We start from the raw sequence: 26,948 nt of genomic DNA on the forward strand, positions 1-26,948 counted from the left end.
TTCACGGATTCATATGTGCGGGAGGCCGTATGACGCACGAGCACGAGGCCTGGCTGGGGATCGACCTGGGCACGCAGAGCGTCCGCGTGCTGCTGGTCACGGCCGACGGCACGGTCCTCGGCAGCGGCTCGGCCCCGCTGACCGGGCGCCGCGAGGGGGTGCGGCACGAGCAGGACCCCGTGCGCTGGTGGGAGGCGCTGTGCACGGCGTCCCGGGCGGCGCTCGCCCGGGCGCCCGGTGTGCCGATCGGCGGACTCGCGGTGTGCGGCACCTCCGGCACGGTCCTGCTCACGGACGGCTCGGGCCGCTCGGTGAGCCCCGCGCTGATGTACGACGACGGACGCGCGGCGGCGGAGGCGGCCCGGGCCCGGGAGGCGGGGCTCGCGGTGCAGGACACCTGGGCGCTGCCGAAGGCGCTGTGGCTGCTGGGGGAGTACGGCCCCGGCCTGCGCCTCGCCCACCAGCCCGACCTGATCGTCTCCCGCCTCACCGGCGAACCGCCCCCGGCCGACTCCAGCCACGCCCTCAAGACGGGCTACGACCTCCACCGCGAGGCCTGGCCGGAGACCGCCCTGGCCCAACTGGGCATCCCAGAGCGTCTGTTGCCCGACGTCGTACGCCCGGGCACCCGTCTCGGCGAGGTCAGCGCGCAGGCCGCCGACGCCACCGGCATCCCCGCCGGCACCCCGGTGCTCGCCGGCATGACCGACGGCTGCGCGGCCCAGATCGCCTCGGGCGCGCTGCGGCCCGGCGCCTGGAACTCGGTGCTCGGCACCACGCTCGTGCTCAAGGGAGCCGCCCGGGACCCGGTCCGGGACCCCACCGGCGTGGTCTACAACCACCGCGCACCCGACGGCACCTGGCTGCCCGGCGGGGCGTCGAGCGTGGGCGCCGGGGCCCTCGCGGCGCACTTCCCGGACGCCGACCCGTCGGCCATGGACGAGCGGGCGGCGGCCTTCGAACCGGCCCGTGCGATCGCCTACCCGCTGGTGTCGCCGGGGGAGCGGTTCCCCTTCCGGGCACCCGAGGCCACCGGGTTCCTCCTCGGCGACCCCGCCGACGACGCCGAGCGGTGGGCCGCCCTGCTCCAGGGCGTGGGCTTCGCCGAACGCCTCTGCCTGGACTACCTCCACCACCTCGGCGCCCCCCTCGACGGCCCGCTCACCTTCACCGGCGGCGGCGCCCGCAGCCCCTACTGGAACCAGCTCCGCGCCGACATCCTCGGCCGCCCGGCTCGCGTCCCGGAACAGACGGAACCCGCCCTGGGCATGGCGGCGCTGGCCGCGTACGGGGTGTCGGGAGCCGGAGCGCTCGCCGATGTCGCCGAGCGCATGGTCCGCGTCCGAACGGTGCTCGAACCCCGCGCCGAGCACACGGCCCGCTTCGCGGAGCCGTACGCTCGCCTCGTCGACGCACTGGAGGAACGCGGCTGGCTGCCCGCCGACGTCGCGCACACCGCCCGTACCCGCCCGCACTCGGACCACGGAAAGCCATGACCCCCACCACCCTTCTCCTGGCCCGGCACGGGCAGACCGTCTGGCACGCCGAGAACCGGTACGCCGGGGTCAGCGACATTGACCTCACCGACACCGGCCGCGCCCAGGCCGAGGCCCTCGGCCGGTGGGCCGCCGCCCACCCCGTCGACGCGATCTGGACGTCCCCGCTGTCCCGGGCCCGCGCCACCGCCGAGCCCGCCTGCCGCGCCCTGGGCCTCGCCGCGGAGGTCGAACCGGGCCTGCGGGAATGCGACTTCGGCGTGGTCGAGGGGCGGACGCTCGCCGAGTTCGAGTCGGAGGACCCGGAGTGGGCCGCGGCCTACCGCGCCGACCCGGTCGCCCACTCCTTCCCCGGCGCCGAGGATCCGCTGGCGGCGGCGGCCCGGGGAATCCGCGCCCTGCGGGGCATCGCCACCGCCCACCCCGGCGGCCGCGTCCTGGTCGTCGCCCACAACACCCTGCTGCGGCTGGTGCTGTGCACACTGCTGTCCATCCCGCCCCGCGAGTACCGCAGAGTGCTCCCGCGGCTGCGGAACGCCGGGCTCAGCGAACTGCGCATGAACTCCGACGGTTCCGCCGCACTCCTCTCACTCAATGTGCCCTGCGAGACCGAAGTGCCGTAGCACCATGGGCCCATGACGCAGATCGACACCTCGGTGCCGCACTCGGCCCGGATCTGGAACTACTGGCTGGGCGGCAAGGACAACTACCCGGTGGACGAGGCGGCCGGTGACGCCTACACCGCCGTGTTCCCGGGCATCGTCACCATCGCCCGCGGCAGCCGCGCCTTCCTCGGCCGCACCATCCGCCACCTCGTCCAGGAGGCGGGCGTACGACAGTTCCTCGACGTCGGCACCGGCCTGCCCACCGTCGACAACACCCATGAGGTGGCCCAGCGCCTGGCCCCCGAGTCGCGTGTCGTCTACGTCGACAACGACCCCCTGGTCCTCGCGCACGCCCGCGCCCTGCTCACCTCCACACCGGAGGGCGCGACGGCGTACGAGCCCATCAGCCTCTACGAGCCGGAGCGCATCATCGAGGCGGCCGGGAAGACCCTCGACCTCACCCGCCCCACCGCCCTGATCCTCAGCGGCATCCTGGGCCACGTGTCCGACTACGACGAGGCCCGCGACCTCGTCCGCCGCCTCCTGGCCGGTCTGCCCTCCGGCAGCTTCCTCTCCCTCAACGAGGGCTCCCGCGGCACCGACCCGGCCTACGAGCGGGCCCAGGACGCCTACAACGAGACCGGCGCCGTCCCCTACTTCCTGCGGCCCGTCGAGCGGATCGAGGCCTTCTTCGAGGGCCTGGAACTGGTGGAACCGGGTGTGGTCTCGGTACCGCTGTGGCACCCCGAGCCGGGCGCGTCCACGGAGGCGATCGGCCAGCACGGCGGTCTCGGCCGCAAGCCCTGACCCGCCCCCCCGGCACGGGAAAACCCCCGCGAGTCATGTCCTCGCGGGGGCTTCCTTCAATCCGCCTGCCAGGTGAAGGGTGAGAAGACGATCACGAGGCAGGACGCTTCATACGGCCTCAGGGGGCCAGCAGCAGCACATCCGCGCGGGACTTGGCGGCCTCGTAACGCCGGGCCACGTCCTGCCAGTTGACGACCTGCCACATCGCCTCGATGAAGTCGACCTTCTGGTTCTTGTACTGCAGATAGAAGGCGTGCTCCCAGGCGTCGAACACGAGGATCGGGGTGGCGCCCTGGCCGACATTGCCCTGGTGGTCGTAGACCTGCTCCACGATCAGCCGCCCGCTCAGCGGCTCATAGGCCAGCACACCCCAGCCCGAGCCCTGCGTGGTCGCGGAGGCCTTGGTGAGCTGCGCCTTGAAGCCCGCGTAGGAACCGAAGGACTCGATGATCGCGTCCGCCAGGTCCCCCACACCGTCCGCGGCCAGCGGCTCCCCGCCACCGTCCTTCGGGCCGGTCATGTTCTGCCAGTAGATGCTGTGCAGGATGTGCCCGGACAGATGGAAGGCCAGATTCTTCTCCAGCCCGTTGATCGCCCCCCACGTCTCCTTGTCCCGCGCCTCGGCGAGCTGCTCCAGCGTGTCGTTCGCACCCTTCACATAGGCCGCGTGGTGCTTGTCGTGATGCAGCTCGATGATCTCGGGGCTGATCACGGGGGCGAGCGCGGAGTAGTCGTAGGGGAGCTCGGGCAGCGTGTAGACGGGCATGGTGGGGAACCCTCCGGACCTCTTATTGCAATGCGCTTGCAACTGCACGCTAGCAGCAGGATGGCGACGGTGGGTGCCCAGGGCACAGGAAAGGCCCCCGCTTGTGTCGCGGGGGCCTTCACCAGGGGATTCCTGCTGCCGGGGTTACTGCCGGGAGCGCGCCTTCTGCCACCCGTACCCGACGGCCGCCAGCACCAGTGTCATCGCGCCCGTCGAGTACAGCTGCACCCGCGTGTCCGCTTCCCGCGCCATCAGGACGAAGACCGTGGCCATACCGGCCAGGGCGACCCACGTCAGCCACGGGAAGGCCCACATCCGTACGGCCAGCTTCTCCGGCGCCTCGCGCTCCAGCCGGCGGCGCAGACGCAGCTGCGAGACGGCGATGAAGATCCAGACGACCAGGATGACCGCGCCGATCATGTTCAGCAGCCAGGCGAAGACGTCGTTCGGCCGCCAGTAGCTCAGCAGCACGCACAGGAAGCCGAAGACGGAGGAGGCCAGTACGGCGATCCGCGGCACTCCGCCCGAGACCCGGCCCAGCACCTTCGGGCCCTGGCCCCGCTGCACCAGCGAGTAGCCGATGCGGGAGGCGCCGTAGACGTTGGCGTTCATGGCGGACAGCAGGGCCACCAGCACGACGACGTTCATCAGCTGCCCGGCGCCGGGGATGCCCAGCTCGTCCAGGGCGGCGACGTACGGGCCCTTCTCGACGACCTCCTCGGAGTCCCAGGGGACCAGGGTGACGATGACGGCCATCGAGCCGATGTAGAACAGCGCGATGCGCCACATCGCCGTACGGACCGCGCTCGCCACGCCCTGGACGGGGTTCTCCGACTCGGCCGCCGCGATGGTGACCGTCTCCAGGCCGCCGTAGGCGAAGACCGAGGCGAGCAGGCCGATGACCAGGCCCTCACCGCCGTTCGGCATGAAGTCGGTGAGGTGGCTCGCGCCCGGCGAGTCCGTGCCGGGCAGGACACCGGCGATCGCCAGGACGCCGAGCACCAGGAACAGGGTGATCGCGCCGACCTTCAGCGCCGCGAACCAGAACTCGAACTCGCCGAAGTTCTTCACCGCCGCGAGGTTCGTGCCGCAGAAGACGACCATGAACAGCGCCACCCACGCCCACTCGGGGGTGCCCGGCAGCCAGCCGCTGACGATCTTCGCGGCGCCGATGCCCTCCAGGCCGACGGCCGTACAGAGGAGGACCCAGAACGCCCACCCGACGGTGAACCCGGCCCAGGGGCCGAACGCCCGCTCCGCGTGCGCCGAGAACGAGCCCGACGAGGGATACGCGGCCGACATCTCGCCGAGCATCCGCATCACCAGCATCACGAGGAGACCGGAGAGGGCGTAGGCGACCACGATCGACGGACCGGCCGCGGCGATACCCGCACCGGAGCCGACGAACAGACCGGCGCCGATCACCCCGCCGAGGGCGATCATCGACAGGTGGCGCTGCTTCAGGCCATGGGTGAGGGAGGCGTCGTCCGTGCTGGGCGGCGTCCCGGTGGTGGTGCTGGGCATGGGCGCGGCTCGTCCAATGCGTGAGAGGCGTAAGAGGGCAAAAACGCCGCCAGTCTGTGCGGTCCCCGAGCCCGGGAGGGAGGGGTGTCCAGCATGCGGACACCTGGAACGCGCGCCGTGAGGCCCCGGGAACGGAGGGTGGACACCCGTCGCGGAAGCCGTCGGGAACAGCCCTGGCGGGCATTTGGCGAAACCCTACAGTCCGCTTCACCGCCGAGTCCGTGATCGAAACCTCGCTGCCAGCGTGACCGGTATCACGTCGACCTCGGTGTAACGCTCACCCTTTGTCAGGAGCCAACCAACCGTACGTTCGCGCCTTTGTCGATCGCTGACGGTGATCAGGGCGAGGGCGCTGGGATAGCGTCACCGTGTCCCGACCGACCCTCACCCTCGCGGAGTCCCCATGAGCACCGCCGCAGCCGTCCCCGTTCGCACCGGGCAGGTCCTCGCCGACCTGCTTCCCGCCTCTCGTGTCCGGGACGTGGCCCTCGTGCTCGGCGGCGCCGCGCTCACCGGCCTCGCCGCACAGATCTCGGTGCCCGTGCCGGGCTCCCCGGTGCCGGTGACGGGCCAGACCTTCGCCGCGCTGCTCGTCGGCACCTCCCTCGGCGCCGGCCGGGGCCTCTTCGCGCTCGCGCTCTACGCCGTGGCGGGCATCGCCGGTGTGCCGTGGTTCGCGCAGGGCACCTCGGGCATCGCCCCCTCCTTCGGCTACATCCTCGGCATGATCCTCGCCGCCACCGTCGTGGGCGCCCTGGCCCGCCGCGGTGCCGACCGCTCGATGCTGCGCATGGCGGGCACGATGCTGGTGGGTGAGGCGATCATCTACGCCATCGGCGTGCCCTACCTGGCCCTCTCCACCGGCATGTCCGCCAGTGCCGCGATCGCGGCCGGCCTCACGCCGTTCCTGATCGGCGACGCGCTGAAGGCGGCGCTGGCGATGGGGGCGCTGCCGACGGCCTGGAAGTTCGCCGACAAGGGCTGACACGCGACGGTCGCGGCCGACGTATCGGTCGCGCACGAGAGGCTCGCCGGGTTTCCCACAACCCGGCGAGCCTCTCGTGTGTCATGGCACCGAACTTCCGCCGCCGTCGCGGCCGGTTCAGCTCTCCTGACGCCCCGGCACCCGCTGCCGGGACCACCACATTCCGGCCGCGCCCGCCGCGAGGAGCGCCGCACCGGCCGCGCCCAGCGGCAGCACCTCACGCGCCGAGCCGGTCTCCGCCAGCTCCTTGCCGCCGGGGGACTCCTTGTCACCCGGGGACTCCTTGCCGCCCGGCGACACCGGCTTGTTGTCGGTGCCGAGCAGCAGGGGCGTGGCCGGGGCGTCCGGCGAGGGGTTGTTCGTGCCGAACGGCACCGGGCCCTGCTGCCAGAACGTCTTCTTGCCGTCGGCGGTCTGGACGGGCAGACAGATCTTTCCGGCCTTGCTCAGGTCGTACGTCGCGTCGACGGCGTACGACTTCGACTTACCGGCCGCGAGATTGTCGAGGGCGCAGGCGAAACCGCTGTTCGAACCCTCCGGAAGGCCGTTCTCGGGTATCGCGGAACAGCCCTCGACGTTCTTGACCACAAGCCCGTCGAATCCGACGACCAACAGCCTGATCTTCCCGCTGTCCTTGCTCCCCTCGTTCTTCACGGTGGCGGTAATGGCCGTCTTTTTCGAACCGTTGTCGACCGAGATCTTCTCAGGCAGCGTCGTGGTGAGCTTCACGCCCGCCGGTGCCGCGTCAACTGCCTTTCCCCCCTTGCTGCTCGCGGGCCCTCCGTCCTCCGCCCCGGCTGTGCCGGACAGGATCAGCACCGCCGAGAATGATGCCGCGACCAGCGGCCCCACGACCACGGCCGTACGACGAGAACTCATGTTCGCCCCCCTTGTGTCCCCCTGGCTGCGCCTGAATTCGCAGCACTGAAAGAGGTACCACAAAATTTCGCCGCACTATCCTGGTACGGCGCGAAGTGTGACCGTTGTGTTTCACTGGAGGCGGTCGCGGCGTCGTGGAGGGGGTGCAGCGGATTGCCGGGGAATGCGAATAGCGGCGGTGTTCCAGGGATATTGGTGACGGGGCGCTATCGGTTGGTCGAAAGTATCGGCCAGGGGGGAATGGGGCGGGTGTGGCGAGCCGCCGACGAAATACTCGACCGGCCCGTTGCCGTCAAGGAAATGCGGATCGACGGTCTCGACGCGGAGGACAACAGGACGCGCCGCGAACGCACCCTGCGCGAGGCCAGGGCCACCGCCCGCATCGACCATCCCAACGTCGTACGGGTCTACGACGTGGTCGACGAGGGTGAACGCCTGTGGATCGTCATGGAGTTGGTGGCCGGCCGCTCCCTCGAACGGATCCTCGCGGAGGACGGCCCCCTGAGCCCCTGCGAGACGGCCCGCATCGGCCTCGGCCTGGTCGCGGCGCTACGGCAGGTGCACGCGCGGGGCGTCCTGCACCGGGACATCAAGCCGGGGAACGTCCTCGTGGAGAACGCGGCCGGAACAGCCGGACCGGGCGGACCGGGACGTCGCGGGGGCACGGTTTCCGGCCAGGCCCCGGGCGGGGGCTCCTACGAACGGCGGGTCGTCCTCACGGACTTCGGCATCGCCGCGATCCAGGACGCCAAGGCGCTCACGATGGTCGGGATGCTGGTCGGCTCGCCCGACTACATGGCCCCCGAGCGCATCTCCGGCCGCCCCCAGGGCCCGCCCTCCGACAACTGGTCCCTCGGCGCGACCCTCTGCGCGGCCCTGGGCGGCCGCTCCCCCTTCTCCCGCGACACCACGCTGGCCACCCTGCACGCGGTCCTCTACGAGGAGCCCGAACTCCCCGCCGCCTCGGGCCCGTTGCGCGACATCCTGACGGCCCTCCTGGAAAAGGAACCGTCGACCCGCCCGACCCTGGAGGACCTGGAAACGGCCCTGGAGGCGGTGGCGTTCCCGGTGCCCACGCCGACGGTGTCGGTGGGGTGGGGAGCGGCGGGCGCGGCCGGCCTTGCGGAGACCTTGGGGGGAGGGGGACTTGAGCAGGGGTTGCAGGAGAGGGGAGGGGAGCCGGAGCAGGGAGCCGTTGATCCGGGGCGGGACCGGGTACCGGAGCGGGTACCGGAGCGGGGCGAGCCGGGGCCGGACCTCGACACGGAATCGGAACCGGCATCCGAGAAGAACCAGCAACCCGCCCCGGAACCGGCACTGGAACCGGCACCGGAACCGGCACCCCGGACATCGGCACCGGAACCGGCACCCCGGACATCGGCCCCGACGGCGACCCCGCCACCCCTCACGACCCCCACCCCACATCAACCACCCACCCCGGCCCCCGCGCAAGCCGCACCCCAGGACCCCCGCCAACCGGCCCCCGCCCCCGCCCCCACCCCCGTCCTGGACGCGACACCACTTCAACCCCACAACCACCACCCCACAGCCGAGGCCACCACCGCTCCCACCAGGGAAGCCGCCGCACAGGCACAGCCCCACGCGGCACCCCGCCCCGACAGCCGCGCCACCACCATCCCTCGCCCGGGCCCCGTCTCCCTCACCCGCGCACAGGCGGCAACCGAGTGCCGCCCCCACCCCATGCCGCCGGGCGAACTCCCCGGCCCCGCCGTCCCGGCCGTGTCCCGCCCCCGCGCAGGTCACCGCCGTAGGATGCTCGCCGCCGCGGCGGCCACGGTCGCGACGGCCGGTGTCGTCGTGGGGATCATCCTGGCGACGTCGTCCGGCACCCCGGACGACGACACCCGCGCGGGCTCGTCAGCCTCCGCACCCCCCACCACGACGTCCGCCCCTTCCCCCACATCCACCGTCGAGGGCACCTCCCGGCCGCAGAGCCTGCCGCCGGGCACCCGCCGGGAGGCCGGTGGGTTCGCCTGGGCGACTCCGGAGGGCTGGCGGCGGGACGTGAAGACGGGCGCGGAGGTGCACTACACCTCCCCGGACGGCACCCAGGAACTGGTCGGCAAGTCCGCCCTGGCCCGCGGCGACCTTCTGAAGACCTGGCAGACCTCGGAGCGCAACGCCCACCAGGGCCAGGACTACAGCAAGGTCCGCCTGGAGGAGACGACATTCCGCGGCCACCCGGCGGTGATCTGGGAGTACACCTTCACGCTGGAGGGCGTCCGCTGGCACGCCCGTCTGCTCGGCTTCAACGTCGGCGGAAAGTCGTACCAGATCAACACCTGGTACCAGTCAGGGATCGAGGAGGAGGCTCTGAGCACGTACGAGAAGGTCAAGGACAGCTTCACGGTGCTGTAGAGGGCGAGAGGGCGAGAGGGCGCGAAAAAAGGGGCCTGCGGTGCGCGTCCTGAAAGAAGGAACACGCACCGCAGGCCCCACAAGATGAACGGGCGAGCGCCCGCCGGTCGGCGTCAGCCGGCCGAGACCTCGTCCCGGCCCTGCTCCGGAACCTTGGCCTGCGCGACGTCGGCGTCCCGCGAGCCGCGGCCCCTGTGCTTCACGAAGGCGATGGCGAGCACCACGGCCGCGACGAGCAGCGACAGCAGGATCGTCCTGCGGCCGTCGTGCTCGGTGTCGGTGAGCATGTAGCCGAGGATGAAGACGATCAGTCCGGCCGTCGCGTAGGTCAGATACGGGTACAGCCACATCTTGACCACGAGCTTCTCCGGCGCCTCCGCCTGGATGATCTTCCGCATCCGCAGCTGGGAGAAGCAGATCACCAGCCACACGAACAGGGCGACCGCGCCACTGGAGTTCACCAGGAAGAGGAAGACGGAGTCCGGGAACTTGTAGTTGAAGAAGACGGCGACGAAGCCGAACGCGACGGAGGCGAGAATCGCCGTCCGGGGCACGCCGTTGCCGGTCGTGCGGGCGAAGGACTTCGGCGCGTCGCCGCGCTGGCCGAGGGAGAAGGCCATGCGGGAGGCGGTGTAGAGACCGGAGTTGAGACAGGACAGCACCGAGGTCAGCACGATGAAGTTCATGATCTGACCGGCGTGCGGAATGCCCAGGGAGTCGAGCGCGGCGACGTAGGAGCCGTCGTCGGTGATGGACTTGCTGTCCCACGGGAGCAGGGCCACCACGACGAAGATCGAGCCGAGGTAGAAGACGGCGACACGCCAGATGATGCTGTTGGTGGCCTTGGTGACGGCCTGCTGCGGGTTCTCGGACTCGCCGGCGGCCAGGGTGGCGATCTCGCTGCCCATGAAGGAGAAGACGACGAGCAGCACACCGGTGAGGATCGCGCCCGCGCCATGGGGCAGGAAGCCGCCGTGCTGGGTGAGGTTGCTCAACCCGGCCTGCTCACTGTCCACGCCGGGCAGCAGCCCGAAGACGGCGAGCCCGCCGATGACGATGAACGCGGCGATCGCGACGACCTTGATCCCCGCGAACCAGAACTCGAACTCGCCGTACGACCCGACGGAGACCAGGTTGGTCGCGGTGAGCACCAGCATCACGATCAGGGCCCAGGCCCACTGCGGCACGGCCGGGATCCAGCCCTCCAGGATCACGGCACCGGCGGTCGCCTCGACCGCGAGCACCACGACCCAGAAGAACCAGTACAGCCAGCCGATGGAGAAACCGGCCCAGGGACCGAGCGCCCGGTCGGCGTGCGCGGAGAAGGAACCCGAGGTCGGGTTGGCGGCGGACATCTCACCGAGCATCCGCATCACCAGCACCACGAGCGTGCCGACGAGGGCGTACGACAGGAGAATGCCGGGGCCTGCGGTGGCGATACCGGAGCTGGACCCCACGAAGAGTCCGGCTCCGATGACGCCACCGATGGCGATCATCGAAAGATGCCGGTTCTTGAGCCCGGCCTGCAGTCCGGAGCTGCCGTCCGGCCCGCCGGGTTCTCCGGGGCCTCCGGGGTCGTTTCCGGTCGTCTTCAGTGTCGGCTGCGAGGTCATGGAACGGATTTCCTTTGCGCCGGGGAGCTGTTCTTCCGTACGGAGCCGCACGAGCTGTACGACGGGGGGTGTGTCGCGGCATGACGGTGTACGGGTCCTCGTACGAGCGGGTGTACGAGCCGGTCCAGTGAATCTGAGGCGAACGTTTTCGAGAACCTTTGAATCCAGATTGTTACTTGAGGTTTTCCTGAGGTTCCGTAATGCGGCTCACATTCGCCTCACGTTTTCATGAGCGCCACCCCGCGCGCCTTCCCCGAAACACCCGTGTCACACTCATCCCATGCGCGTGTACCTCGGCTCGGACCATGCCGGCTACGAACTCAAGAACCACCTCGTCGACTGGCTGAAGGCGGCGGGTCACGACCCCGTCGACTGTGGCCCGCACATCTACGACGCCCAGGACGACTACCCGCCCTTCTGCCTCCGCGCAGCGGAGCGCACGGCCGCGGACCCCGACGCCCTCGGCGTCGTCATCGGCGGTTCCGGCAACGGCGAGCAGATCGCCGCGAACAAGGTCAAGGGCGTCCGAGCGGCCCTCGCCTGGAGCGCGGAGACGGCGGCCCTCGGCCGCCAGCACAACAACGCCAACGTCGTCGCCGTCGGCGCGCGCATGCACTCCCAGGACGAGGCGACGGCCTTCGTCGAGACGTTCCTCGCGACCCCGTTCTCCGGTGACGAACGTCACATCCGCCGCATCGACATGCTCGCCGAGTACGAGACGACCGGAGCCCTCCCCCCAATCCCGCCGCACCACCCCCAGCAGGGCCCGGACGCCTGAGCACCTGACCCCGGCCCCCGATGCCCAGGTGGGATCGCCCCCAACCTGCGGCTTCGAACCAGGGATGACGGCCGGGCCCTGAACGCTTCCGCCTCGGGCATGGCTGCGGGCACGCTGCGATAGCAGGGCTGAGTCGTTCGCAGGCCCAGGGCCCGGGCCCGCGCGGGGCACGGGCCCCAGCCGCCTGGTGGGCGAGGCCCTGGGGTGCAGGGACGCAGTCCCATGGGGTAACCCTGCGGGGTGTAGGGACGCAGTCCCACGGGGTGCAGGGGCGGAGCCCCGCGAGGGGTGCAGGGGACGCAGTCCCCGCTGGGGTCCGGGGCGGAGCCCCGATGCCTTTCGACCTCAGCCCCTTGGCCAACTGCTTCGGGCGGGTGGGTGGGCAAGCCCCCTGCGAGGGGTGCAGGGGACGCAGTCCCTGCCGGGGTCCGGGCGGAGCCCCGATACCTTTCGACCTCAGCCCCTTGGCCAACCGATTCGGGTGGGTGGCTGGGAAGGCCCCCGCGACGGGCGCAGAGGACGCCGTCCCCGCCGGGGCGCGGGGCGGAGCCCCGAGGGTCCAGCCTCTTGACCGACCGAGTCGGGCGGGCGGGTGGGCGAAGGCAACGATCACAGGGAGAACCCGTGCCAGAAGGCCACACCATCCACCGCCTGGCCCAGGACTACGCCGCCGCCTTCCTCGGCACCACCCCCGACACCACCAGCCCTCAGGGCAAGTTCACCGACGCCGCCTCAATCCTCACCGGCACGGAACTCACCCACACCGAGGCCCACGGCAAACACCTCTTCCTCGGCTTCCGCGACACCGACTGGATCCACATCCACCTCGGCCTCTTCGGCAAGGTCACCTTCGGCCCGGCCCCCGCACCCCCACCCACCGACACGGTCCGCCTCCGCCTCGCGAACGACACCGCGTACGTGGACCTCCGCGGCCCCACCACCTGCGCCCTGATCACACCCCCGGAGAAGCAGGCGATACACGACCGTCTCGGCCCCGACCCCCTCCGCGACGACGCCGACCCGGACACCGCGTACCGCCGTATCGCCCGCAGCCGTACGACGATCGCCGCCCTCCTCATGGACCAGAAGATCATCGCGGGCGTAGGAAACGTCTACCGCGCGGAGGTCCTCTTCCGGCACCGCATCGACCCGTACCGCCCCGGCAAGGACCTCACCCCACCCGAGTGGCACGCGATCTGGACCGACCTGGTCGGCCTCATGCACGAGGGCGTCCGCAACAACCGCATCGACACCGTCCGCCCGGAACACACCCCGGAGGCGATGGGCCGACCACCCCGCGTGGACGACCACGGCGGCGAGGTGTACGTCTACCGCAGGGCCAACCAGCCCTGCCACCTCTGCGGCCACACCATCCGCACCGCCGACATGGCCGCCCGCAACCTCTTCTGGTGCCCCACCTGCCAAAACCGCCCCTGAGGAACAGGAACGGGAACAGGAACCCCAACCTCAGAAGCCCAACGTCAGAAGCCCAACCTCAGAAGCCGTACGGCAACCACGGCTCAACCCCACCCGCCCCGAACCCCAACGACGCCTCCGCCAACGCCCCCCGCCGTACCTCCCGCACCCGCCCCGCCGCCCCCAACGAGCCCAGCGACACACCCCCGAGATACGCCGCACTCAACTCCCGTACGGACAGGGCGACATCAGCCGCATCCACAGTACGCTCGCACGACGCCCCCTTCGCATCCCCGCTGAGCCGCCAACGCCCGGCGTTCCAGGGACAGAACGCGTCCTCCACCTCGAACACCACGTCCACCGGCGCCTGATACGTCCGCGCCTCCAGCGCGGCCCCCAGCTCCACCGGCCGTACGTACAGCGAATCCCGCAACCACGGCCTGCACCGCCGGATGTCCGACACCCAGTTCCGCCACGCGTCGTCCACCGGCCGCCCCCGCCCCCGCACCACCAGCGACGACGTCAGGTCGATCCCGAACAGGAACCGCCACAGCGCCGCGTCCGCCGCGGGGTCCAGCGCGGCCGATTCCTCCAGGATCACCGTGCCCTCGGGCCCGGCCGTCTCCCAGCCCGGCTTGACGCGATACCGCGCGTACCCGACCGTCTCGCCGTCCCGCTCGGCGAGGACGCACTGCAGCGGCGACGCCCCCTCCCGGTCGCTCTCCGGATCGAGCAGCCCGAGCCGCTCCCACCCGGGCTGATGCGTCAGCATCCCGGGCCGCGCCGGAACCAGCCGGGCGTACACCGCCTCGCACACATCGAGGACAGCGGCGGGATCCGCGTACCGCACCCGTACGTCATCCGTACCCGCCGGCAGCGACGTGAGCCGCACCCGGGTCGTATCGATCTCGGCGTTCAACTGGAAGGTGGCGCACGCGTATCCGAACCGGCCGTAGATCGCCGGCTCGGACGCCGTGAGCACGGCCAGCGGCTCACCCCAGGCCCGGACGTCGTCGAGCTGCCGCCGCATCATCGAGGTCAGAACCCCGCGCCGGCGATGCGTCGCGGCCACGCTGACCATGGTGACGCCCGCGGCCGGCACCGAGGCGCCGCCGGGCACCGTGAGCCGGAAGCTGAACGCCCCGGCCGTCCCCACACACTCGTCCCCGTCCCACGCACCGAGTGAACGGTCGACCTCGGTCAGCGAGTTCCACAACTCCCGTTCCTCGGCGGACTCCGGCACCCCGCCGAAGCCCCGGATCAGAGTGTCGTACCACTTGTCCCAATCGTCCCGCCGTAGTACCCGCAGCTCGGCCGCGGACCCGGTCGCGTCAGTCGCCATGGACCATGCCTACCAGGGCAATGCGGGACGAGCGAGCAAATTTCTCCCAGGCGGCGGCGGGACGGCGCGCGGTGAAGTTGACTGTGAAGTCGGCCCTCGGACGGGGGACAAGTAGGACCTCCCGTGCCAAGGGGCTGGTCCGATGGATAGGGTCCCGAACTAATGGCATCAGGACGAGAGCGGCGCGCGGAAGCCGACACGTTCACGGCCCGGTTGAAGAAGCAGTGGCACCGGGCCCGCGTCGGCGTGCGCCGAGCCGCCGTGGACTACTTCCGCGGCGACGGCTCGGACTGGATCGCCCTGGCCGGTCTGCTCCTGACCGTTCCCCTGATCGCGGCGGCCACACTGGCGAACTCGGTGTGGTTCTCACCGGCCGCGCTCGTCCTGCCCGTCGTCGTGGGCGGCCTGCTGCTGCGCCCGGCCAGCCTGCTCGGCCTGTACGCGGCGGCGGCCACGGCGCTGATCGTGGAGTCGGTGCAACTGGGCCCGTACACGGAGGGGCCCTCCAGGGTCACTCCGGGCATCGTGCTCGTGGTCGCGGCTTGCGGTTTCTTCGGGCTGCTGCTGGCCCAGTTCCGCAGCCGCGTCGGTGTGCCCTGGCGGCGCGGCGGCACCATGCTCTTCGACCTGCGCGAACGCATCCGGGTGCAGAGCCAGCTCCCCGACCTCCCGGGCGGCTGGCACCAGGAGATGGCGCTGCGCCCCGCGGGCGGCCAGTCCTTCTCGGGCGACTTCGTCGTCGCGGCCCGCACCAACGGCGGCCGTACGCTCGAGGTCGTCCTCACCGACGTCTCCGGCAAGGGCATGGACGCCGGCTCCCGCGCGCTGCTGCTGTCCGGCGCGTTCGGCGGCCTGCTGGGCTCCCTCCCGCCGCACGCCTTCCTCCCCGCCGCGAACGGCTATCTGCTCCGCCAGGACTGGGACGAGGGCTTCGCCACCTCCATCCACCTGGTCCTCGACCTGGACTCCGGCGACTACGAGCTCTACTCCGCCGGCCATCCGCCGGGCCTGCAGCTCAGCGCCGGCACCGGACGCTGGGAGGAGAAGGCCGCAGAGGGCCCGCTCCTCGGCGTCTACGACGGCGCCCAGTTCGACCCCGTCAAGGGCTCACTGCGCCCGGGCGACGTCCTGATGCTCTTCACGGACGGCCTCGTGGAGACCTCCGACCGCGACATCGTCGAGGGCATCGACCGCCTCACCGGCGAAGCCGACCGCTACGTCGCCGGCGGCTTCCACGGCGCCGCCTGGCACCTCATCGAAGCGGTCGCCAAGGACGTCAACGACGACCGAGCCCTCCTCCTGATCTGCCGAGAGGGCCCGACAGCGACGTCCGCCCTCCGCTGAGGTGGGGTTTTCCCCAGGTCGGTTCGGCGGTCGTCCTCATGGTCCGCGCACCCTCCGTCTCCGTACGTTCGAGACATCGCCTGCGAACGGCGCACGGCGAGCGAGCGACACGGGATCGGAAGGACAGACATGGCAGGGGACTGGGCCGTAGAACTGCACGGCGTCCGCAAGCACTACGGCCGCGGCCGCACCGCCGTCCACGCCCTGCGCGGCATCGACCTCACACTCCGGCACGGCAGTTACACCGCGGTGATGGGCCCCTCCGGCTCCGGCAAGTCCACCTTCCTCCAGTGCGCGGCGGGCCTCGACCGCCCCACGGCGGGCGCGGTCCGCCTGGGCGGCACGGAGATCACCGGCATGAAGGAGAACAAGCTCACCGCCCTGCGCCGCACCCGCATCGGCTTCGTCTTCCAAGCCTTCAACCTCCTGCCGTCCCTCACGGTCGAGCAGAACGTCGTCCTCCCGATGCGCCTGGCCGGCCACCGAGCCGACGGCCGTCGCGCCGCCGAGGTCCTGGACCGGGTCGGCCTCGCGGACAAGGCCCGGCGCCGTCCGGGTCAGCTCTCCGGAGGCCAGCAGCAGTGCGTGGCCATCGCCCGCGCCCTGGTCACAAGGCCCGATGTCGTCTTCGCGGACGAGCCGACCGGCGCCCTGGACACCACCACGGCCGCCGAGATCCTCGCCCTGCTCCGCCGGTCCGTCGACACCCAGGGCGCCACGGTCGTCATGGTCACCCACGACCCGGCCGCAGCCGCCTGGGCGGACCGTGTCCTGTTCCTGGCCGACGGCGAGATCATCGACCACCTCGACCGCGAAGGGGCCGGTCTCGCCGGCGCCCCTCCCGCCCGCACCCACGTCGACCGCATCGCCGCCCGGATGACCTCGCTGACCGCGGCGCCCACCTTTGAGGAAGCGGCGGCCTGATGTTCCTCCCCAACGGCCTCGCCCGCGCGGCCCTCCGCTTCCGGCCCGCCGCGTTCGTCGGCACGTTCGTCGCCCTGATGCTGGCCGCGACGATCGTGTCGGCCTGCGGCATCCTGCTGGAGACGGGAGTCCGCGCCGAGGTCCCGCCCCGGCGCTACGCGCAGGTCCCTGTTGTGGCCGCCGCAGAGCAGTGGGCCGGGAAGCCGGACACGGGCGCTGTCGTGCCGGACCGGGCCCGCCTCGACGACTCCCTGGTGGCGAAGGCCGCAGCGGTGCCCGGGGCGCGCACGGCGATCCCCGACGTCACCTTCCCCGTACTCACCCCCGAGGCCACGCTCACCGCCCACGGCTGGGGCTCCACCGCCTTCACCGGCGAACGCCTCACCGCCGGACGCGCCCCCGGCCCCGGCGAGGTCGTCCTCGCCCGGGGCCCACGCGCCTCCGTCGGCGACTCCGTCACCCTCACCACCCCGGAGGGCGCCCGCACCTACCGCGTCTCCGGAACCACCGCCGCCACGGACACGGCGAACCCCACCGTCTGGTTCGCAGACGCCGAAGCCGTACGCGTCTCCGGACACCCCCACCGCGTCGACACCATCGCCGTCCTGCCCGAGCCCGGCATCAGCACCGGAACCCTCGAATCCAGGGTCGCCCACGCCCTGGGCGCCAGGGCCGAGGTCCACACCGGCGACGACCGGGGCGCCGTCGAGGACCCCCTCCTCACCGAGGCCAGGGAGGTCCTCACCGGAATCGGCGGTTCCTTCGGCGGCATCGCCACCCTGGTCGCCGTCTTCACCGCCGCCGGCACCGTCGCCCTCGCCGTGGGCCGACGGGCCCGCGAGTTCGCCCTGCTGCGCGCCATCGGCACCACCCCGCGCCAGATCCGCCGCACCGTCGCTACCGAGGCCCTGCTCGTCGCCCCGGTCGCGGGCGCGCTCGGCTGCCTGCCCGGGATCGCCCTGGCCGCCTGGTGGTTCGGCCAGTTGAAGGACAAGGGCGCCGTCCCGGAAGCCGTCGACCTCACCATCTCCTGGATCCCGCTCGTGGTCACGGCCGGGACGGTCCTCGTCACCGCCCTGCTCGCCGGATACGTCGCCGCGCACCGCGGTTCGCGCATCAAGCCCGGGCAGGCGCTCAGCGAGGCGTCCGTGGAACGGCTGAGCCCGGGCTGGATCCGCACCCCGCTCGGTGTGGCGGCAGCGGCCGGCGGCTGTGTGTGCGCGGGCCTGGCCGCCTCGGCGACCGGCGAGGACGCGGCCAACGCCGCCCTCGGTGTCGTCATGCTCTTCATGCTGGCCGTCGCGCTGCTGGGCCCCCTGGTGGCCCGCGCCTGCGCCGCCCTCTTCGGACTCCCGCTGCGCGGAGCCGGGGCCCCCGCCGCCCTCGCCGCGGCCAACTCCCGTACCAACGCCCGGCGTCTGACCTCCGCGATCACGCCGATCGTGCTCGCCATGGCGTTCTCCTCCGTCCTCGTCTTCCTGCACACCAGCGAGGACCGGGTCACCGGCGAACAGCAGCGGTCGGGCATCGTCGCCGACCGCGTCGTCACGGCAGACCAGGGCGCCCTGCCCCCGGACGCCCTGCGGCGCGTGGAACGGACCCCCGGCGTCACCGCCGCCGTCGGCCTGCTGAGGACATCCGTCCTGGTCCCGGCCACCGGCGTCCTGACCCCCGTCTCCGCGCAGGGCGTCACCGGCACCGCCCGCGCCCTGACCGCCGTACAGGACCTGGACGTCGAGCGCGGACAACTCACCCTGAAGCGAGGCGAGATAGCCCTCGACGCGTCCGTCGCCGACAACGCGAACGTCCGGGTCGGCGACCGCATCCGCGTCCACCTGCCCGACGGCACCCGGGCCACCCCGCTGGTGGCGGCGACGTACGGACGCGGCATGGGACTGTCCCAGGTCACCCTGAACCGCGCCGACCTGGCCCGCCACGTCAGCTCGTCCTTCGACACCGAACTGTGGGTCAAGGGCGGTACGGCGCAGGCACTCGCACCGCTCGGCCGTGTCCTGGAGCGCGCCGACTACACGACCGCCGCGTCCCTCGACCGGGAGCTCAACGGCTGGGCGAACCGCGTGATGGCGGCCGTACTCGGCGGCTTCGCGGCCGTGGCAGCCGTCAACACCCTGGTGATGACGGTCCTCGACCGCCGCGGCGAACTCGGCACGCTCCGCCTGCTCGGCTCCACCCGCCGTCAGGTGCTGCGCATGGTCCGCTGGGAAGCCCTCCTGGTCGCCGTCGCGGGCATCACGCTCGGCACGGCGATCGCCCTGGCCACGCTCGTCCCGATGATGCGGGGCCTGACGGGGCAGGGGCCGTACATACCCCCGCTGGTCTACGGCTCGTTCGCGGCCTCGATCCTCGTCCTCGGCGTGGCCGCCGCGACCCTGCCGGCCCGGGCGGCGCTGCGCGGGGAGACACTGGAGCGGTGACCGAGACACCCCGCACCCCGCTGACCCTGGCCCAGGTCGAGGCCACCGCCCGCGCCGCGCACGACGGCCAGACCGACAAGGCGGGACGGCCCTACGCCGAACACCTGCGGGCTGTGGCCGAGGGAGTGCGGGACCGGGGCGGTGACGAGGACCAGATCGCGGCGGCCTGGCTGCACGACGCCGTCGAGGACGACGCCCTTTCGCTCCAGTGGCTGCGCGGGGCCGCGTTGAGCAGCCGGACGAAGGACATCGTCCTCGCGGTCACCAAGCGGGCGGGGGAGCCGCCCGAAGAGTACGCCGCGCGCATCCTCGCCACCCCCGGGGCGCTGCTCGTGAAGGAGGCGGACCTGGCGCACAACGCGGATCCGGAACGTCTCGCGGTCCTCGACGAGGCCACCCGCATGCGACTGGCCGAGAAGTACGCACGGATGCGCGCACTTCTCGGCCAGGGAGATGCGATCTGAAAGGCGCCTAGGCGTTGACCTTCTCGCGTTCCTTCTCGCGCTCGCGCCGCTCAGCACTCTGCCTCTCGCGCGCGACCTCGGCCGCGTCCTGCTTGAAGGCCCATGCCATCTTCGGCTCCATCGCGAACTTGAACATGCGCTGCACCGGCTTGGTGCACAGCGCCGTCACGACGGCGGCCGCGAGGACGGTCACGGTGATCTGGCCGGCCGGCTGGTGGAACCAGCTCGCCTCGAACCAGCCCTGGTAGTCGCCGGCCTTCACGAGGAAGCCGTGCAGCAGGTAGCCGTAGAGCGTGCCCGCGCCGAGCGCGGTGAACCACATGTGGCGGCGCGGCACCCAGGCGAAGAAGCAGGCGGTCAGCACCAGCGAGCAGCCGAACATCGCGAGGACCATGACCGGCCCGGCCCACCACGGCGCGCCCAGTTCCTGCGCGGCGTCACGGTGGTAGAACCACGCGGTGTTCATGCGCGGCACGGCCCACCAGCTGAAGGCGAGCGCGGCGGCGAACACGGGCACCGCGGCGATCCGCACCGAACGGGTGCGCACCATCTGGAAGTGCTCGGGCTTCATCACCAGGCCCAGCACGAAGAACGGCAGGAACTGCAGGACACGCTGCAGGTCCAGGTCGTCACCGATCTCCGGGGTGACGGTCGCCAGCATCGCGAGACCGAGCGCCAGCGGCAGCGGCCAGCGCACCATGTTCCAGATGGGGGTGGTCAGCCGCCAGATGAACAGCGCGACCAGGAACCAGGTCAGGTACCACGGGTCGAGGAGGCTGATGTCCTGACTCGGGTCGTCGTCGATCCACCGCTTGAAGAGCGGGTAGGCCGTCTCGAAGATGATGTACGGCACGGCCACGCCCGTGATCAGGCGCTTGAGCCGGTCCGGCCGCATGTCGAAACTGCGCGAGAAGTAGCCGGAGATGATGATGAACGCCGGCATGTGGAACGCGTAGACGAGCTGGTACGCCGCCTCGAGTATCCGGCTGTCGCCCTTGAGCGGTTCCCAGGCATGGCCCATGGCCACCAGCACGATCGCGAGGTACTTCGCGTTGTCGAAGAACGCGTCGCGCTGCTTGCCGTTCTGCTTCTTCTGGGGGCTCTGCGGCGAGCGCGGGCTCGGCACTCCGCCTGCCGGCGACTGTGCCGGGGGAAGTGGCGCCTTGCGGTCGCCGTTCGGTCGCAGCGAGTTCGTCACAGACCCTCCCACCAGGAACTCGGGGAGACGATCCGGGACCTCGCTGCGCTAGCGGGGGACGAGGCAGCGTGGAACATCTGAGGCACCCTAGCCTTCCCTGCGGCTATTCGTAAAACGCCGGACGTCATTCCTGGCTATTCGCTGTGGGTACCCCGGATTTCGGGTAGTTGACGTCACTGTCGGCGTGATGACCAACACATCTTCGGCGCCGAGTTACGCCCGTCACAGGTGCCCTGCTTGTCAGGATACTTCCGGACTAAGCAGTGCATAAGACCAGCAGGCGACTCCAGTGGAATGTCCGCTTCAGCGCTCTTCGGAAGCCTCTCCACAGGGTTGTTGAGGAGCCTTGGGCAGCAATTCGAATTAGCTGCGAACGCGTTGTGTGGAGACGGAAACGATCCACCCCAATTCCCTGTGCGGGTGGTACATCGAATTGCCGTACGAGTCCCTGCCGTCGGGTCCCCTCCCGCACGCGACCCACACAGGCCCGGACGACGGCCCGGACGACACGGGTGTGGTCGATGCGTCACCGGCCGCATAGCCCGGCCACGTTGGTGGCACGATGGTTCTGGCGGGGGTGTGCGCAGGCGCGCCCCCGGGCCGGGAGAGCGGACCGACCGAGGGTGTGATCAGTTGTGGCCATTTCACTGTCTGTGGTGCTGCTGTTGGCGATCATCCTTGTGGTGTTGCTGAGAGGGGGATCCATCAAGGCGGGCCCCGCGATCGTGGCGGTCCTCTTCGGCTTCTTCCTCGCCTCGACCGGCATGGCCCCGTCCATCCAGCGCTTCCTCAACTCGATAGCGGAGACGGTCAACTCCATCAGCTTCTGACCGGGCCGCCGCCGCGGGCCCTGGAGACGTGCGGCTACTCTCCTCCCGACGGGACGGTGCGTGACGGGGGGAGCGTACGAGGATGGCGCTGCGCGATTCCGACCCCTCGGAGGTGGGCGGCTACCGCATCGAGGACCGCCTCGGCTCCGGCGGCATGGGTGTGGTCTACCTGGCCCGCTCCGCCTCCGGCCGCCGCCTCGCCGTCAAGGTGGTGCACGGCCAGTACGCCGACGACGACGAGTTCCGCGCCCGTTTCCGCCGCGAGGTGGCCGCGGCCCGCCAGGTCAGCGGTGCCTTCACCGCGCCCGTCGTGGACGCCGGCGCCGACGCGTCGCGCCCCTGGATGGCCACGCTCTACATCCCGGGAGCGGACCTCGGCACCCACGTCCGCGAGCACGGCCCGCTCTCCGTGCCCCGATTGCGTGAACTCGCCGCCGGCCTCGCCGAGGCGCTGCGCGACATCCACCGCGCCGGAGTCGTCCACCGCGATCTGAAGCCGGCCAATGTGATGCTCGCCGAGGACGGCCCCCGCGTCATCGACTTCGGCATCTCCCGCGCCGCCGAGTTCGCCGCCGCCGACGTCCTCACCCAGACCGGCCGCGTCATGGGCACCCCGCCCTTCATGTCACCGGAGCAGTTCTCCTCCCCGCAGGACGTCGGCCCGGCGGCCGACATCTTCTCCCTCGGCTCGGTCCTCACCTACGCCGCCACCCGCCGCGGCCCCTTCGACAGCCCGAGCCCCTACGAGACGGCCGTCCGGGTCGTCGAGGGCGAACCGGTCCTCGACGGCGTACCGGACGAGCTGCTCCCCTTCGTACGCCTCTGCCTGGAGAAGCACCCCAAGTCCCGCGTGACCGCCGACGAACTCCTGACCCTGCTGCGCGACGGAGGCCCGATCGCCCCGCGCCCGGCCACCGAGGAATCGATCCCGCTCCCGTCCCGGCCTGCCCCTGCCACTTCGCCGCAGCGCGACACCCCGATCGCCGACCCGCCGCCCGAGCCCACCGCGCCGCGCGGCGGCCGAAGACGCCGCTACCTCCTCGCCGCGGCGGCCGGGACGGCCGTGGCCGCCGTCCTCGCCGCCACCACCGTGGTCCTCTCCGGCGCCCTCTCCCGCGACAGCGATCCCGGCCCCTCGGCCGCCGCCCGCAGCGACCTCCCCGACGGCTGGAAGCCCTGGGCCGCCGCCGCGAAGATCCCCAAGGGCAGCGAACGCGTCCTGGGCGGCGTCGGCAGCCCCCTCACCGGCTGCTCGGCCGTCGACACCTCCCTCGTGTGCGCCGGCTCCGGCCACATGGCCACCCGCTTCGCCCTCGCCGACGGCCGCACCACCTGGGCCCGGCCCGTCGACCCCACGCCCGACGGCTCCTCCGGCAGCGAGGGAGCGCTCATCGGCACCACCGACCACCACGTCTACGCCTACGAGTCCGAGGAGGGGGAGACGGCGGCCGGCCCCAGCTTCAGCTACACCGTGTACGCCCTGGCCGCCGACACCGGCAAGGAACTCTGGCGGACCCGGACCGGCGCCGGCGAGTCGGCGACCGTCCCCGACAGCACACAGAACGCCGCCACGGCCGTCCCCGAGGGCGTCGTCACCTTCTACGGCCCCGCGGGCGACCAGTACGCCCTGCTCGACGCCGAGACCGGCGACGTCCGCTGGAAACGCCCGAAGCCGGACTCCCCGGCCGACTGCCTGCTGCGCTCCGCGGCCGGCCACGCCTACCTCGTCTGCGCGATCGGCCTCTTGGAGAACGGAGCCTCCCGCACCACCGTCTCCCAGATCGACCCGGCCACCGGAAAGACCCGCTGGACCGTCGACGCCAAGGGCACCCAGTACCTGCTCGGCCAGCACGACGGACGCCTGGTCCTCGCGGACACCTTCGCCACGGACCGCGGCCTGACCCTGATCGACGTCTCCTCGCGCGTGCTCACCGTGCGCCGGCTCGCCCAGGCCCGGCCCGAGGACGCCCAGGCGTACCTGGTCCGCGGCACGGTCTACTTCACCCGCGACAGCGGCGGCATCCGCGCGGTCTCGCCGCGCACCGGCCGGACGCTGTGGGAATCCAACTCCACCGTGGAGAAACCGGGGCCGCCGACCGCCTCCGCCACCCATGTGTACGTCGCGTCCCCCAGCGGCCGCCTGGCCGCCCTGGACGCGAGCAGCGGCGAGGTCGACGCCACCCGGGACGGCCGCGACGACGGCGGCAGAGCCGACAGCATGCTCGCCCCCTCGGGCGCTCCACTCGTCCTCGTCGGCGACGCCCTGTACGTCCCGTACGGCATCCGCTCCGTCTACACGGTGGACGTCCGCGACCTCTGAATCCGACGAGGCAAAAAAACCTCGGGCCCGGTTCCGAAGAACCGGGCCCGAGCCGATCAGAGCGGGCGACGGGAATCGAACCCGCGTAGCTAGTTTGGAAGATCGCGTATGCAGGGCTCGGCTGACCTCGTGGTTCGCTGACCTCGACGTATGCCTTCGGCTCCCCGTGAGTCCCCCTTGTGCACCAACGGATCCTGTCGTGTCGGGCACGCAGGGGACACGGGCTTACAGGTACTTGCGAAGCCAGTCGTTCGCCGACTGGGAGAGGCCAGCGGAAGCCCACCCGTCACCCGTGACGTCCATCACGAGAAGCTCGTCACCGGAGTCGATGTGCGCCTTGAGCGCATCACGAACTTCACTGGTCGACTTCTCGGTCCGGATGAGCCAGGTGGAGTCCAGGTGGTGCCAGTGCCCGTTGGCGAGCGCCTTGATCTCCTTGATCAGACTGCTGTAGTCCTGACCTGGGCGATTCAGGTCATATCCAATGAACTTAGTGCGAAGTGCCATGTAATGCCTCATCTCTGAGGCGGGTCACCCTGAGTGTGAGGTTGGAGAAGTCCACAGCTCGTTATATGGTCCCTGGGCGGTACCAACGCATCAGGCCCCATGCCGGGTGGCCCGACCTCAAGTCGGCGCCCCTGGCAGGGGCCTGCTTGGTTTCGGACGCTGATCAGTACAGCACCCCACGCGACTCTCCGCAACTAAGGACCCCATAAGTTGTGTTGCGTCTACGTCGACCCACAACATGTTGTGGTTGCGGGGGGATTCGGTGACTGAGAGTTCGTCAAACTTTTTAGTCTAGCGTCTGCTGCTGACAACGCCGGGCCGAACGAACTCGGTGCGAGTGATCGCGGTCTGGTGCAGTGCTGTCGGCTATGTGCCTCGCCTGGACCGCTTCCTTCTCCCACCACCCTCCCCCTGCTCCCATCCCGTACGCCGTCGACCCACACACCGTGGAGCAGGCGTGGTTCATGGCGTCCAGGTGGAGCGCGCCACTGTACGAACGACCTGGACGCCATGGGCCACGTCTGCTCGGCTCTGCCTGGGTCGATGGCGTACGGGATGGGAGCTCCCCGCGCTCGCCACTACGGATCCGCAGTCGGGAACGGCGCCCCCTCCATCCCGGTGCCGGCCGATCCCCCGCCGGAGGCATTGTTCTGACCGCGGGCGTTGCGTGCGGTGATCGACTCATGGCTCCCGGCCCTATCCACATGTGGGCGCGCGTCGGCGCAGCGCGGGCGGAGCGGGCCGAAGGCAGGAGCGGCGCCCGGAGCGGAGCCGGGAAGCGCGCCCGGCGGAGCGGAGCGCAGCCGGGGCTTGATGAGGTAGAGAAACCTGTAACAGCTCATGGCCAGTACGGGTCTTGGAGCTGGTCACGCCTCCATGGTGATCTGGGAGAGATCCGCGAACGAGGGGGCAAGGTGGAGCCGTTATTCGAGGACTTGGCACGGAATCGGCCGGGCGACGCGGTGCGCCGCAAGATCCGTGAGTTACAGCCGAACCCAGTGCTGAGACTGCTTGATCGCTGGCGCACTGAGTCCGAGATCCGTAGCTGGTCCGACGGCCTTACAGGCGAGCGCATCACCGGCAAACGGCTGAACAGCCTGCGGGCCCGTGGCTGGTTCATCCTCCATGCCGTCCAGTGGGCGACCGGCGCGGACATCGATCACCTTGCCATCGGCCCGGCTGGAGTCTTCTCCATCAACTCCAAACGGCACCGGGACAAGTCCGTCTGGTACGGCGACACCGCGATCACAGTGAATGGGGCCGTGCAGCGACACATCGCAATCAGTCAGTCCGAGGCACGTCGTGTGTCCCGCGCCTTGTCCCGACGCTCTGGAATCGACGTGCCCGTTCGCCCCGTGATCTCCGTGGTGCACGCAGCGAACCTCACGGTCAAGAACGCGAACCCTCCCGTGCTCGTACTGGCTGTCGAGCATCTCGACCGGGTCTTGTCAGGCCTATCGCCGATGCTCGACGCCAACCAGGTGGCGCACATCTACGGTGTGGCGAGGGATGCGCGGACCTGGGCTGCCTGATCAGGCGTCGAAGTCGTACTCCAGCACGTACGAGTTAGCGTCAAGGATCATCTCGTTCACCTCGACAGGGCGCCCCTCGTCCGCGAATGCCGTGCGGCAGATCATGATCACGGGAGTGCCCGTGGAGAGCTGGAGTCGGCTGGCTTCCTCCTGCGACGGCATCCGAGAGCGGATTTCCTCACGGAAGTGCACAGGCTTGTAGCCAAGCTCCGCCAAGCGGGCGTACGTGCCGCCGGGCCCGGTGTCCTCCTGCGTGATCGCTGAACCGGCCACTAGGTCGGCAGGCAGGTAAGACGTAGACAGCAGGACGGGCTTGTCGTCCAGCACGAAGCGGCGGCTCCGCACGCAAGCCGAGGCGCTGGCCTCGATACCGAGCACCTGATTGATGCGATCGGGTGCAGCCTCATCAGTGACCTGCACCTGGTCGACGACCAGTGTGCGGTCCCCAATGTCCGCCGACCAGATCGAGCGTCCAGAGCCCCACTGATCCCGGGACAGCCGTTGTATGCCCCGCCGCCTCAGCGGTTTGAAGGAGCGCACGAACACGCCTGCGCCCTTGCGGGACTCGGCCAAGCCCTCGTTCTGGAGCACCCCAAGTGCTTGCCTCGCGGTCATGCGGGCCACGTCGTACGTGGCCATGAGGTCGTTCTCACCTGGTAGCCGATCGCCTGGGCCGTATTCGCCAGCCTGGATCGCTTCCCGCAGTTCGTCGGCGATGCGCTGGTACTTCGGCTGGCGGCCGCTGCCCTGGGTGGCCATGTGATCCCTCCTTTCCTCTCTAGACACCTTAGGGGGCGTCGTGTC

General features: G+C 70.8%; 22 protein-coding genes. 14 read left to right on the plus strand and 8 right to left on the minus strand.

All coding sequences use genetic code 11. From position 1 onward, the window contains the following. Positions 1-29 precede the first annotated feature (29 nt). The 3 genes from KJK29_RS25125 to KJK29_RS25135 are packed head-to-tail and all read left to right on the plus strand — an operon-like array spanning position 30 to position 2,908. Positions 30-1,496 carry an FGGY-family carbohydrate kinase gene (locus tag KJK29_RS25125; protein ID WP_215121391.1) on the plus strand — a complete coding sequence of 489 codons (1,467 nt, stop codon included), beginning with the start codon at positions 30-32 and terminating at the stop codon, positions 1,494-1,496. Continuing rightward, a complete protein-coding gene (locus KJK29_RS25130) occupies positions 1,493-2,119 on the plus strand; it encodes a histidine phosphatase family protein (protein WP_215121392.1) in 627 nt (208 codons plus the stop codon). The genes KJK29_RS25125 and KJK29_RS25130 overlap by 4 nt, the downstream gene beginning before the upstream one ends. A 12-nt stretch (positions 2,120-2,131) precedes the next feature. Further along, positions 2,132-2,908 (plus strand): SAM-dependent methyltransferase, encoded by a 777-nt coding sequence (locus tag KJK29_RS25135; protein ID WP_215121393.1) that lies wholly within the window; start codon positions 2,132-2,134, stop codon positions 2,906-2,908. Positions 2,909-3,026: 118 nt separating this feature from the next. Here the strand turns inward: KJK29_RS25135 and KJK29_RS25140 are convergent, their stop codons facing one another. After that, on the minus strand, positions 3,027-3,674 hold the full coding sequence (locus KJK29_RS25140; RefSeq protein WP_215121394.1) for a superoxide dismutase: 648 nt from the start codon (positions 3,672-3,674) through the stop codon (positions 3,027-3,029). Between the two features lie 144 nt (positions 3,675-3,818). Beyond that, positions 3,819-5,198, minus strand: coding sequence for an amino acid permease (locus KJK29_RS25145; RefSeq protein ID WP_215121395.1), 1,380 nt, complete (start codon positions 5,196-5,198; stop codon positions 3,819-3,821). A 403-nt stretch (positions 5,199-5,601) separates the two neighbouring features. On the opposite strand from KJK29_RS25145, the gene KJK29_RS25150 reads away from it, so the two are divergent. Next, positions 5,602-6,183 carry a biotin transporter BioY gene (locus KJK29_RS25150; protein WP_215121396.1) on the plus strand — a complete coding sequence of 194 codons (582 nt, stop codon included), beginning with the start codon at positions 5,602-5,604 and terminating at the stop codon, positions 6,181-6,183. A gap of 117 nt (positions 6,184-6,300) precedes the next feature. On the opposite strand, the gene KJK29_RS25155 is transcribed toward KJK29_RS25150, so the two are convergent. Then, positions 6,301-7,062, minus strand: a complete 762-nt coding sequence (locus KJK29_RS25155) for a hypothetical protein (protein ID WP_215121397.1) — start codon at positions 7,060-7,062, stop codon at positions 6,301-6,303. Between the two features lie 240 nt (positions 7,063-7,302). Between KJK29_RS25155 and KJK29_RS25160 the strand changes: the two genes are divergently transcribed. Next, positions 7,303-9,441 carry a protein kinase domain-containing protein gene (locus KJK29_RS25160; protein ID WP_251057928.1) on the plus strand — a complete coding sequence of 713 codons (2,139 nt, stop codon included), beginning with the start codon at positions 7,303-7,305 and terminating at the stop codon, positions 9,439-9,441. Positions 9,442-9,554: 113 nt separating this feature from the next. Here KJK29_RS25160 and KJK29_RS25165 read toward each other — a convergent pair whose 3' ends face one another. Further along, positions 9,555-11,054 (minus strand): amino acid permease, encoded by a 1,500-nt coding sequence (locus KJK29_RS25165; protein WP_215121399.1) that lies wholly within the window; start codon positions 11,052-11,054, stop codon positions 9,555-9,557. Positions 11,055-11,334: 280 nt separating this feature from the next. Between KJK29_RS25165 and KJK29_RS25170 the strand changes: the two genes are divergently transcribed. After that, on the plus strand, positions 11,335-11,832 hold the full coding sequence (locus tag KJK29_RS25170) for a ribose-5-phosphate isomerase (protein ID WP_215121400.1): 498 nt from the start codon (positions 11,335-11,337) through the stop codon (positions 11,830-11,832). Positions 11,833-12,456: 624 nt separating this feature from the next. Continuing rightward, positions 12,457-13,269, plus strand: coding sequence for an Fpg/Nei family DNA glycosylase (locus tag KJK29_RS25175; RefSeq protein WP_215121401.1), 813 nt, complete (start codon positions 12,457-12,459; stop codon positions 13,267-13,269). Positions 13,270-13,327: 58 nt separating this feature from the next. Here the strand turns inward: KJK29_RS25175 and KJK29_RS25180 are convergent, their stop codons facing one another. Further along, positions 13,328-14,590, minus strand: a complete 1,263-nt coding sequence (locus KJK29_RS25180; protein WP_215121402.1) for a GNAT family N-acetyltransferase — start codon at positions 14,588-14,590, stop codon at positions 13,328-13,330. Between the two features lie 162 nt (positions 14,591-14,752). Here KJK29_RS25180 and KJK29_RS25185 point away from each other — a divergent pair, with 162 nt between their 5' ends. The 4 genes from KJK29_RS25185 to KJK29_RS25200 all read left to right on the plus strand — a co-directional run bounded on the left by KJK29_RS25185 (position 14,753) and on the right by KJK29_RS25200 (position 19,757). Then, positions 14,753-15,934 carry a PP2C family protein-serine/threonine phosphatase gene (locus KJK29_RS25185; RefSeq protein WP_215121403.1) on the plus strand — a complete coding sequence of 394 codons (1,182 nt, stop codon included), beginning with the start codon at positions 14,753-14,755 and terminating at the stop codon, positions 15,932-15,934. A gap of 129 nt (positions 15,935-16,063) precedes the next feature. After that, positions 16,064-16,858 carry an ABC transporter ATP-binding protein gene (locus tag KJK29_RS25190; RefSeq protein WP_215121404.1) on the plus strand — a complete coding sequence of 265 codons (795 nt, stop codon included), beginning with the start codon at positions 16,064-16,066 and terminating at the stop codon, positions 16,856-16,858. Beyond that, the gene (locus KJK29_RS25195) at positions 16,858-19,293 is read left to right on the plus strand and encodes an ABC transporter permease (RefSeq protein ID WP_251057929.1); all 2,436 of its coding nucleotides are present in this window, start codon (positions 16,858-16,860) and stop codon (positions 19,291-19,293) included. The genes KJK29_RS25190 and KJK29_RS25195 overlap by 1 nt, the downstream gene beginning before the upstream one ends. After that, on the plus strand, positions 19,290-19,757 hold the full coding sequence (locus KJK29_RS25200) for an HD domain-containing protein (RefSeq protein WP_215121405.1): 468 nt from the start codon (positions 19,290-19,292) through the stop codon (positions 19,755-19,757). Before KJK29_RS25195 ends, KJK29_RS25200 begins: the two co-directional genes overlap by 4 nt. Before the next feature lie 7 nt (positions 19,758-19,764). On the opposite strand, the gene KJK29_RS25205 is transcribed toward KJK29_RS25200, so the two are convergent. After that, positions 19,765-20,883, minus strand: a complete 1,119-nt coding sequence (locus KJK29_RS25205) for an acyltransferase family protein (protein ID WP_370869159.1) — start codon at positions 20,881-20,883, stop codon at positions 19,765-19,767. A 707-nt stretch (positions 20,884-21,590) separates the two neighbouring features. Here KJK29_RS25205 and KJK29_RS25210 point away from each other — a divergent pair. Together KJK29_RS25210 and KJK29_RS25215 are read left to right on the plus strand one after the other, a co-directional pair. After that, the gene (locus tag KJK29_RS25210) at positions 21,591-21,785 is read left to right on the plus strand and encodes a hypothetical protein (protein WP_215121407.1); all 195 of its coding nucleotides are present in this window, start codon (positions 21,591-21,593) and stop codon (positions 21,783-21,785) included. A gap of 82 nt (positions 21,786-21,867) precedes the next feature. After that, a complete protein-coding gene (locus KJK29_RS25215; protein ID WP_215121408.1) occupies positions 21,868-24,105 on the plus strand; it encodes a serine/threonine-protein kinase in 2,238 nt (745 codons plus the stop codon). A gap of 225 nt (positions 24,106-24,330) precedes the next feature. Here KJK29_RS25215 and KJK29_RS25220 read toward each other — a convergent pair whose 3' ends face one another. Beyond that, a complete protein-coding gene (locus KJK29_RS25220) occupies positions 24,331-24,612 on the minus strand; it encodes a hypothetical protein (protein WP_215121409.1) in 282 nt (93 codons plus the stop codon). Between the two features lie 914 nt (positions 24,613-25,526). On the opposite strand from KJK29_RS25220, the gene KJK29_RS25225 reads away from it, so the two are divergent. Beyond that, on the plus strand, positions 25,527-26,144 hold the full coding sequence (locus KJK29_RS25225) for a nuclease-related domain-containing protein (RefSeq protein ID WP_251057930.1): 618 nt from the start codon (positions 25,527-25,529) through the stop codon (positions 26,142-26,144). Here the strand turns inward: KJK29_RS25225 and KJK29_RS25230 are convergent, their stop codons facing one another. Then, on the minus strand, positions 26,145-26,903 hold the full coding sequence (locus KJK29_RS25230) for a GntR family transcriptional regulator (RefSeq protein ID WP_215121411.1): 759 nt from the start codon (positions 26,901-26,903) through the stop codon (positions 26,145-26,147). Positions 26,904-26,948 lie beyond the last annotated feature (45 nt).

The organism is Streptomyces koelreuteriae, from assembly GCF_018604545.1.
Lineage (GTDB): Bacteria > Actinomycetota > Actinomycetes > Streptomycetales > Streptomycetaceae > Streptomyces > Streptomyces koelreuteriae.

What these genes read in the sequence shown, in the direction of transcription:
- KJK29_RS25125 (WP_215121391.1), top strand. Translation starts at nt 30, where the DNA reads ATGACGCACGAGCACGAGGCCTGGCTGGGGATCGACCTGGGCACGCAG.
- KJK29_RS25130 (WP_215121392.1), top strand. Translation starts at nt 1,493, where the DNA reads ATGACCCCCACCACCCTTCTCCTGGCCCGGCACGGGCAGACCGTCTGG.
- KJK29_RS25135 (WP_215121393.1), top strand. Translation starts at nt 2,132, where the DNA reads ATGACGCAGATCGACACCTCGGTGCCGCACTCGGCCCGGATCTGGAAC.
- KJK29_RS25140 (WP_215121394.1), bottom strand. Translation starts at nt 3,674, where the DNA reads ATGCCCGTCTACACGCTGCCCGAGCTCCCCTACGACTACTCCGCGCTC.
- KJK29_RS25145 (WP_215121395.1), bottom strand. Translation starts at nt 5,198, where the DNA reads ATGCCCAGCACCACCACCGGGACGCCGCCCAGCACGGACGACGCCTCC.
- KJK29_RS25150 (WP_215121396.1), top strand. Translation starts at nt 5,602, where the DNA reads ATGAGCACCGCCGCAGCCGTCCCCGTTCGCACCGGGCAGGTCCTCGCC.
- KJK29_RS25155 (WP_215121397.1), bottom strand. Translation starts at nt 7,062, where the DNA reads ATGAGTTCTCGTCGTACGGCCGTGGTCGTGGGGCCGCTGGTCGCGGCA.
- KJK29_RS25160 (WP_251057928.1), top strand. Translation starts at nt 7,303, where the DNA reads ATGGGGCGGGTGTGGCGAGCCGCCGACGAAATACTCGACCGGCCCGTT.
- KJK29_RS25165 (WP_215121399.1), bottom strand. Translation starts at nt 11,054, where the DNA reads ATGACCTCGCAGCCGACACTGAAGACGACCGGAAACGACCCCGGAGGC.
- KJK29_RS25170 (WP_215121400.1), top strand. Translation starts at nt 11,335, where the DNA reads ATGCGCGTGTACCTCGGCTCGGACCATGCCGGCTACGAACTCAAGAAC.
- KJK29_RS25180 (WP_215121402.1), bottom strand. Translation starts at nt 14,590, where the DNA reads ATGGCGACTGACGCGACCGGGTCCGCGGCCGAGCTGCGGGTACTACGG.
- KJK29_RS25185 (WP_215121403.1), top strand. Translation starts at nt 14,753, where the DNA reads ATGGCATCAGGACGAGAGCGGCGCGCGGAAGCCGACACGTTCACGGCC.
- KJK29_RS25190 (WP_215121404.1), top strand. Translation starts at nt 16,064, where the DNA reads ATGGCAGGGGACTGGGCCGTAGAACTGCACGGCGTCCGCAAGCACTAC.
- KJK29_RS25195 (WP_251057929.1), top strand. Translation starts at nt 16,858, where the DNA reads ATGTTCCTCCCCAACGGCCTCGCCCGCGCGGCCCTCCGCTTCCGGCCC.
- KJK29_RS25215 (WP_215121408.1), top strand. Translation starts at nt 21,868, where the DNA reads ATGGCGCTGCGCGATTCCGACCCCTCGGAGGTGGGCGGCTACCGCATC.
- KJK29_RS25220 (WP_215121409.1), bottom strand. Translation starts at nt 24,612, where the DNA reads ATGGCACTTCGCACTAAGTTCATTGGATATGACCTGAATCGCCCAGGT.
- KJK29_RS25230 (WP_215121411.1), bottom strand. Translation starts at nt 26,903, where the DNA reads ATGGCCACCCAGGGCAGCGGCCGCCAGCCGAAGTACCAGCGCATCGCC.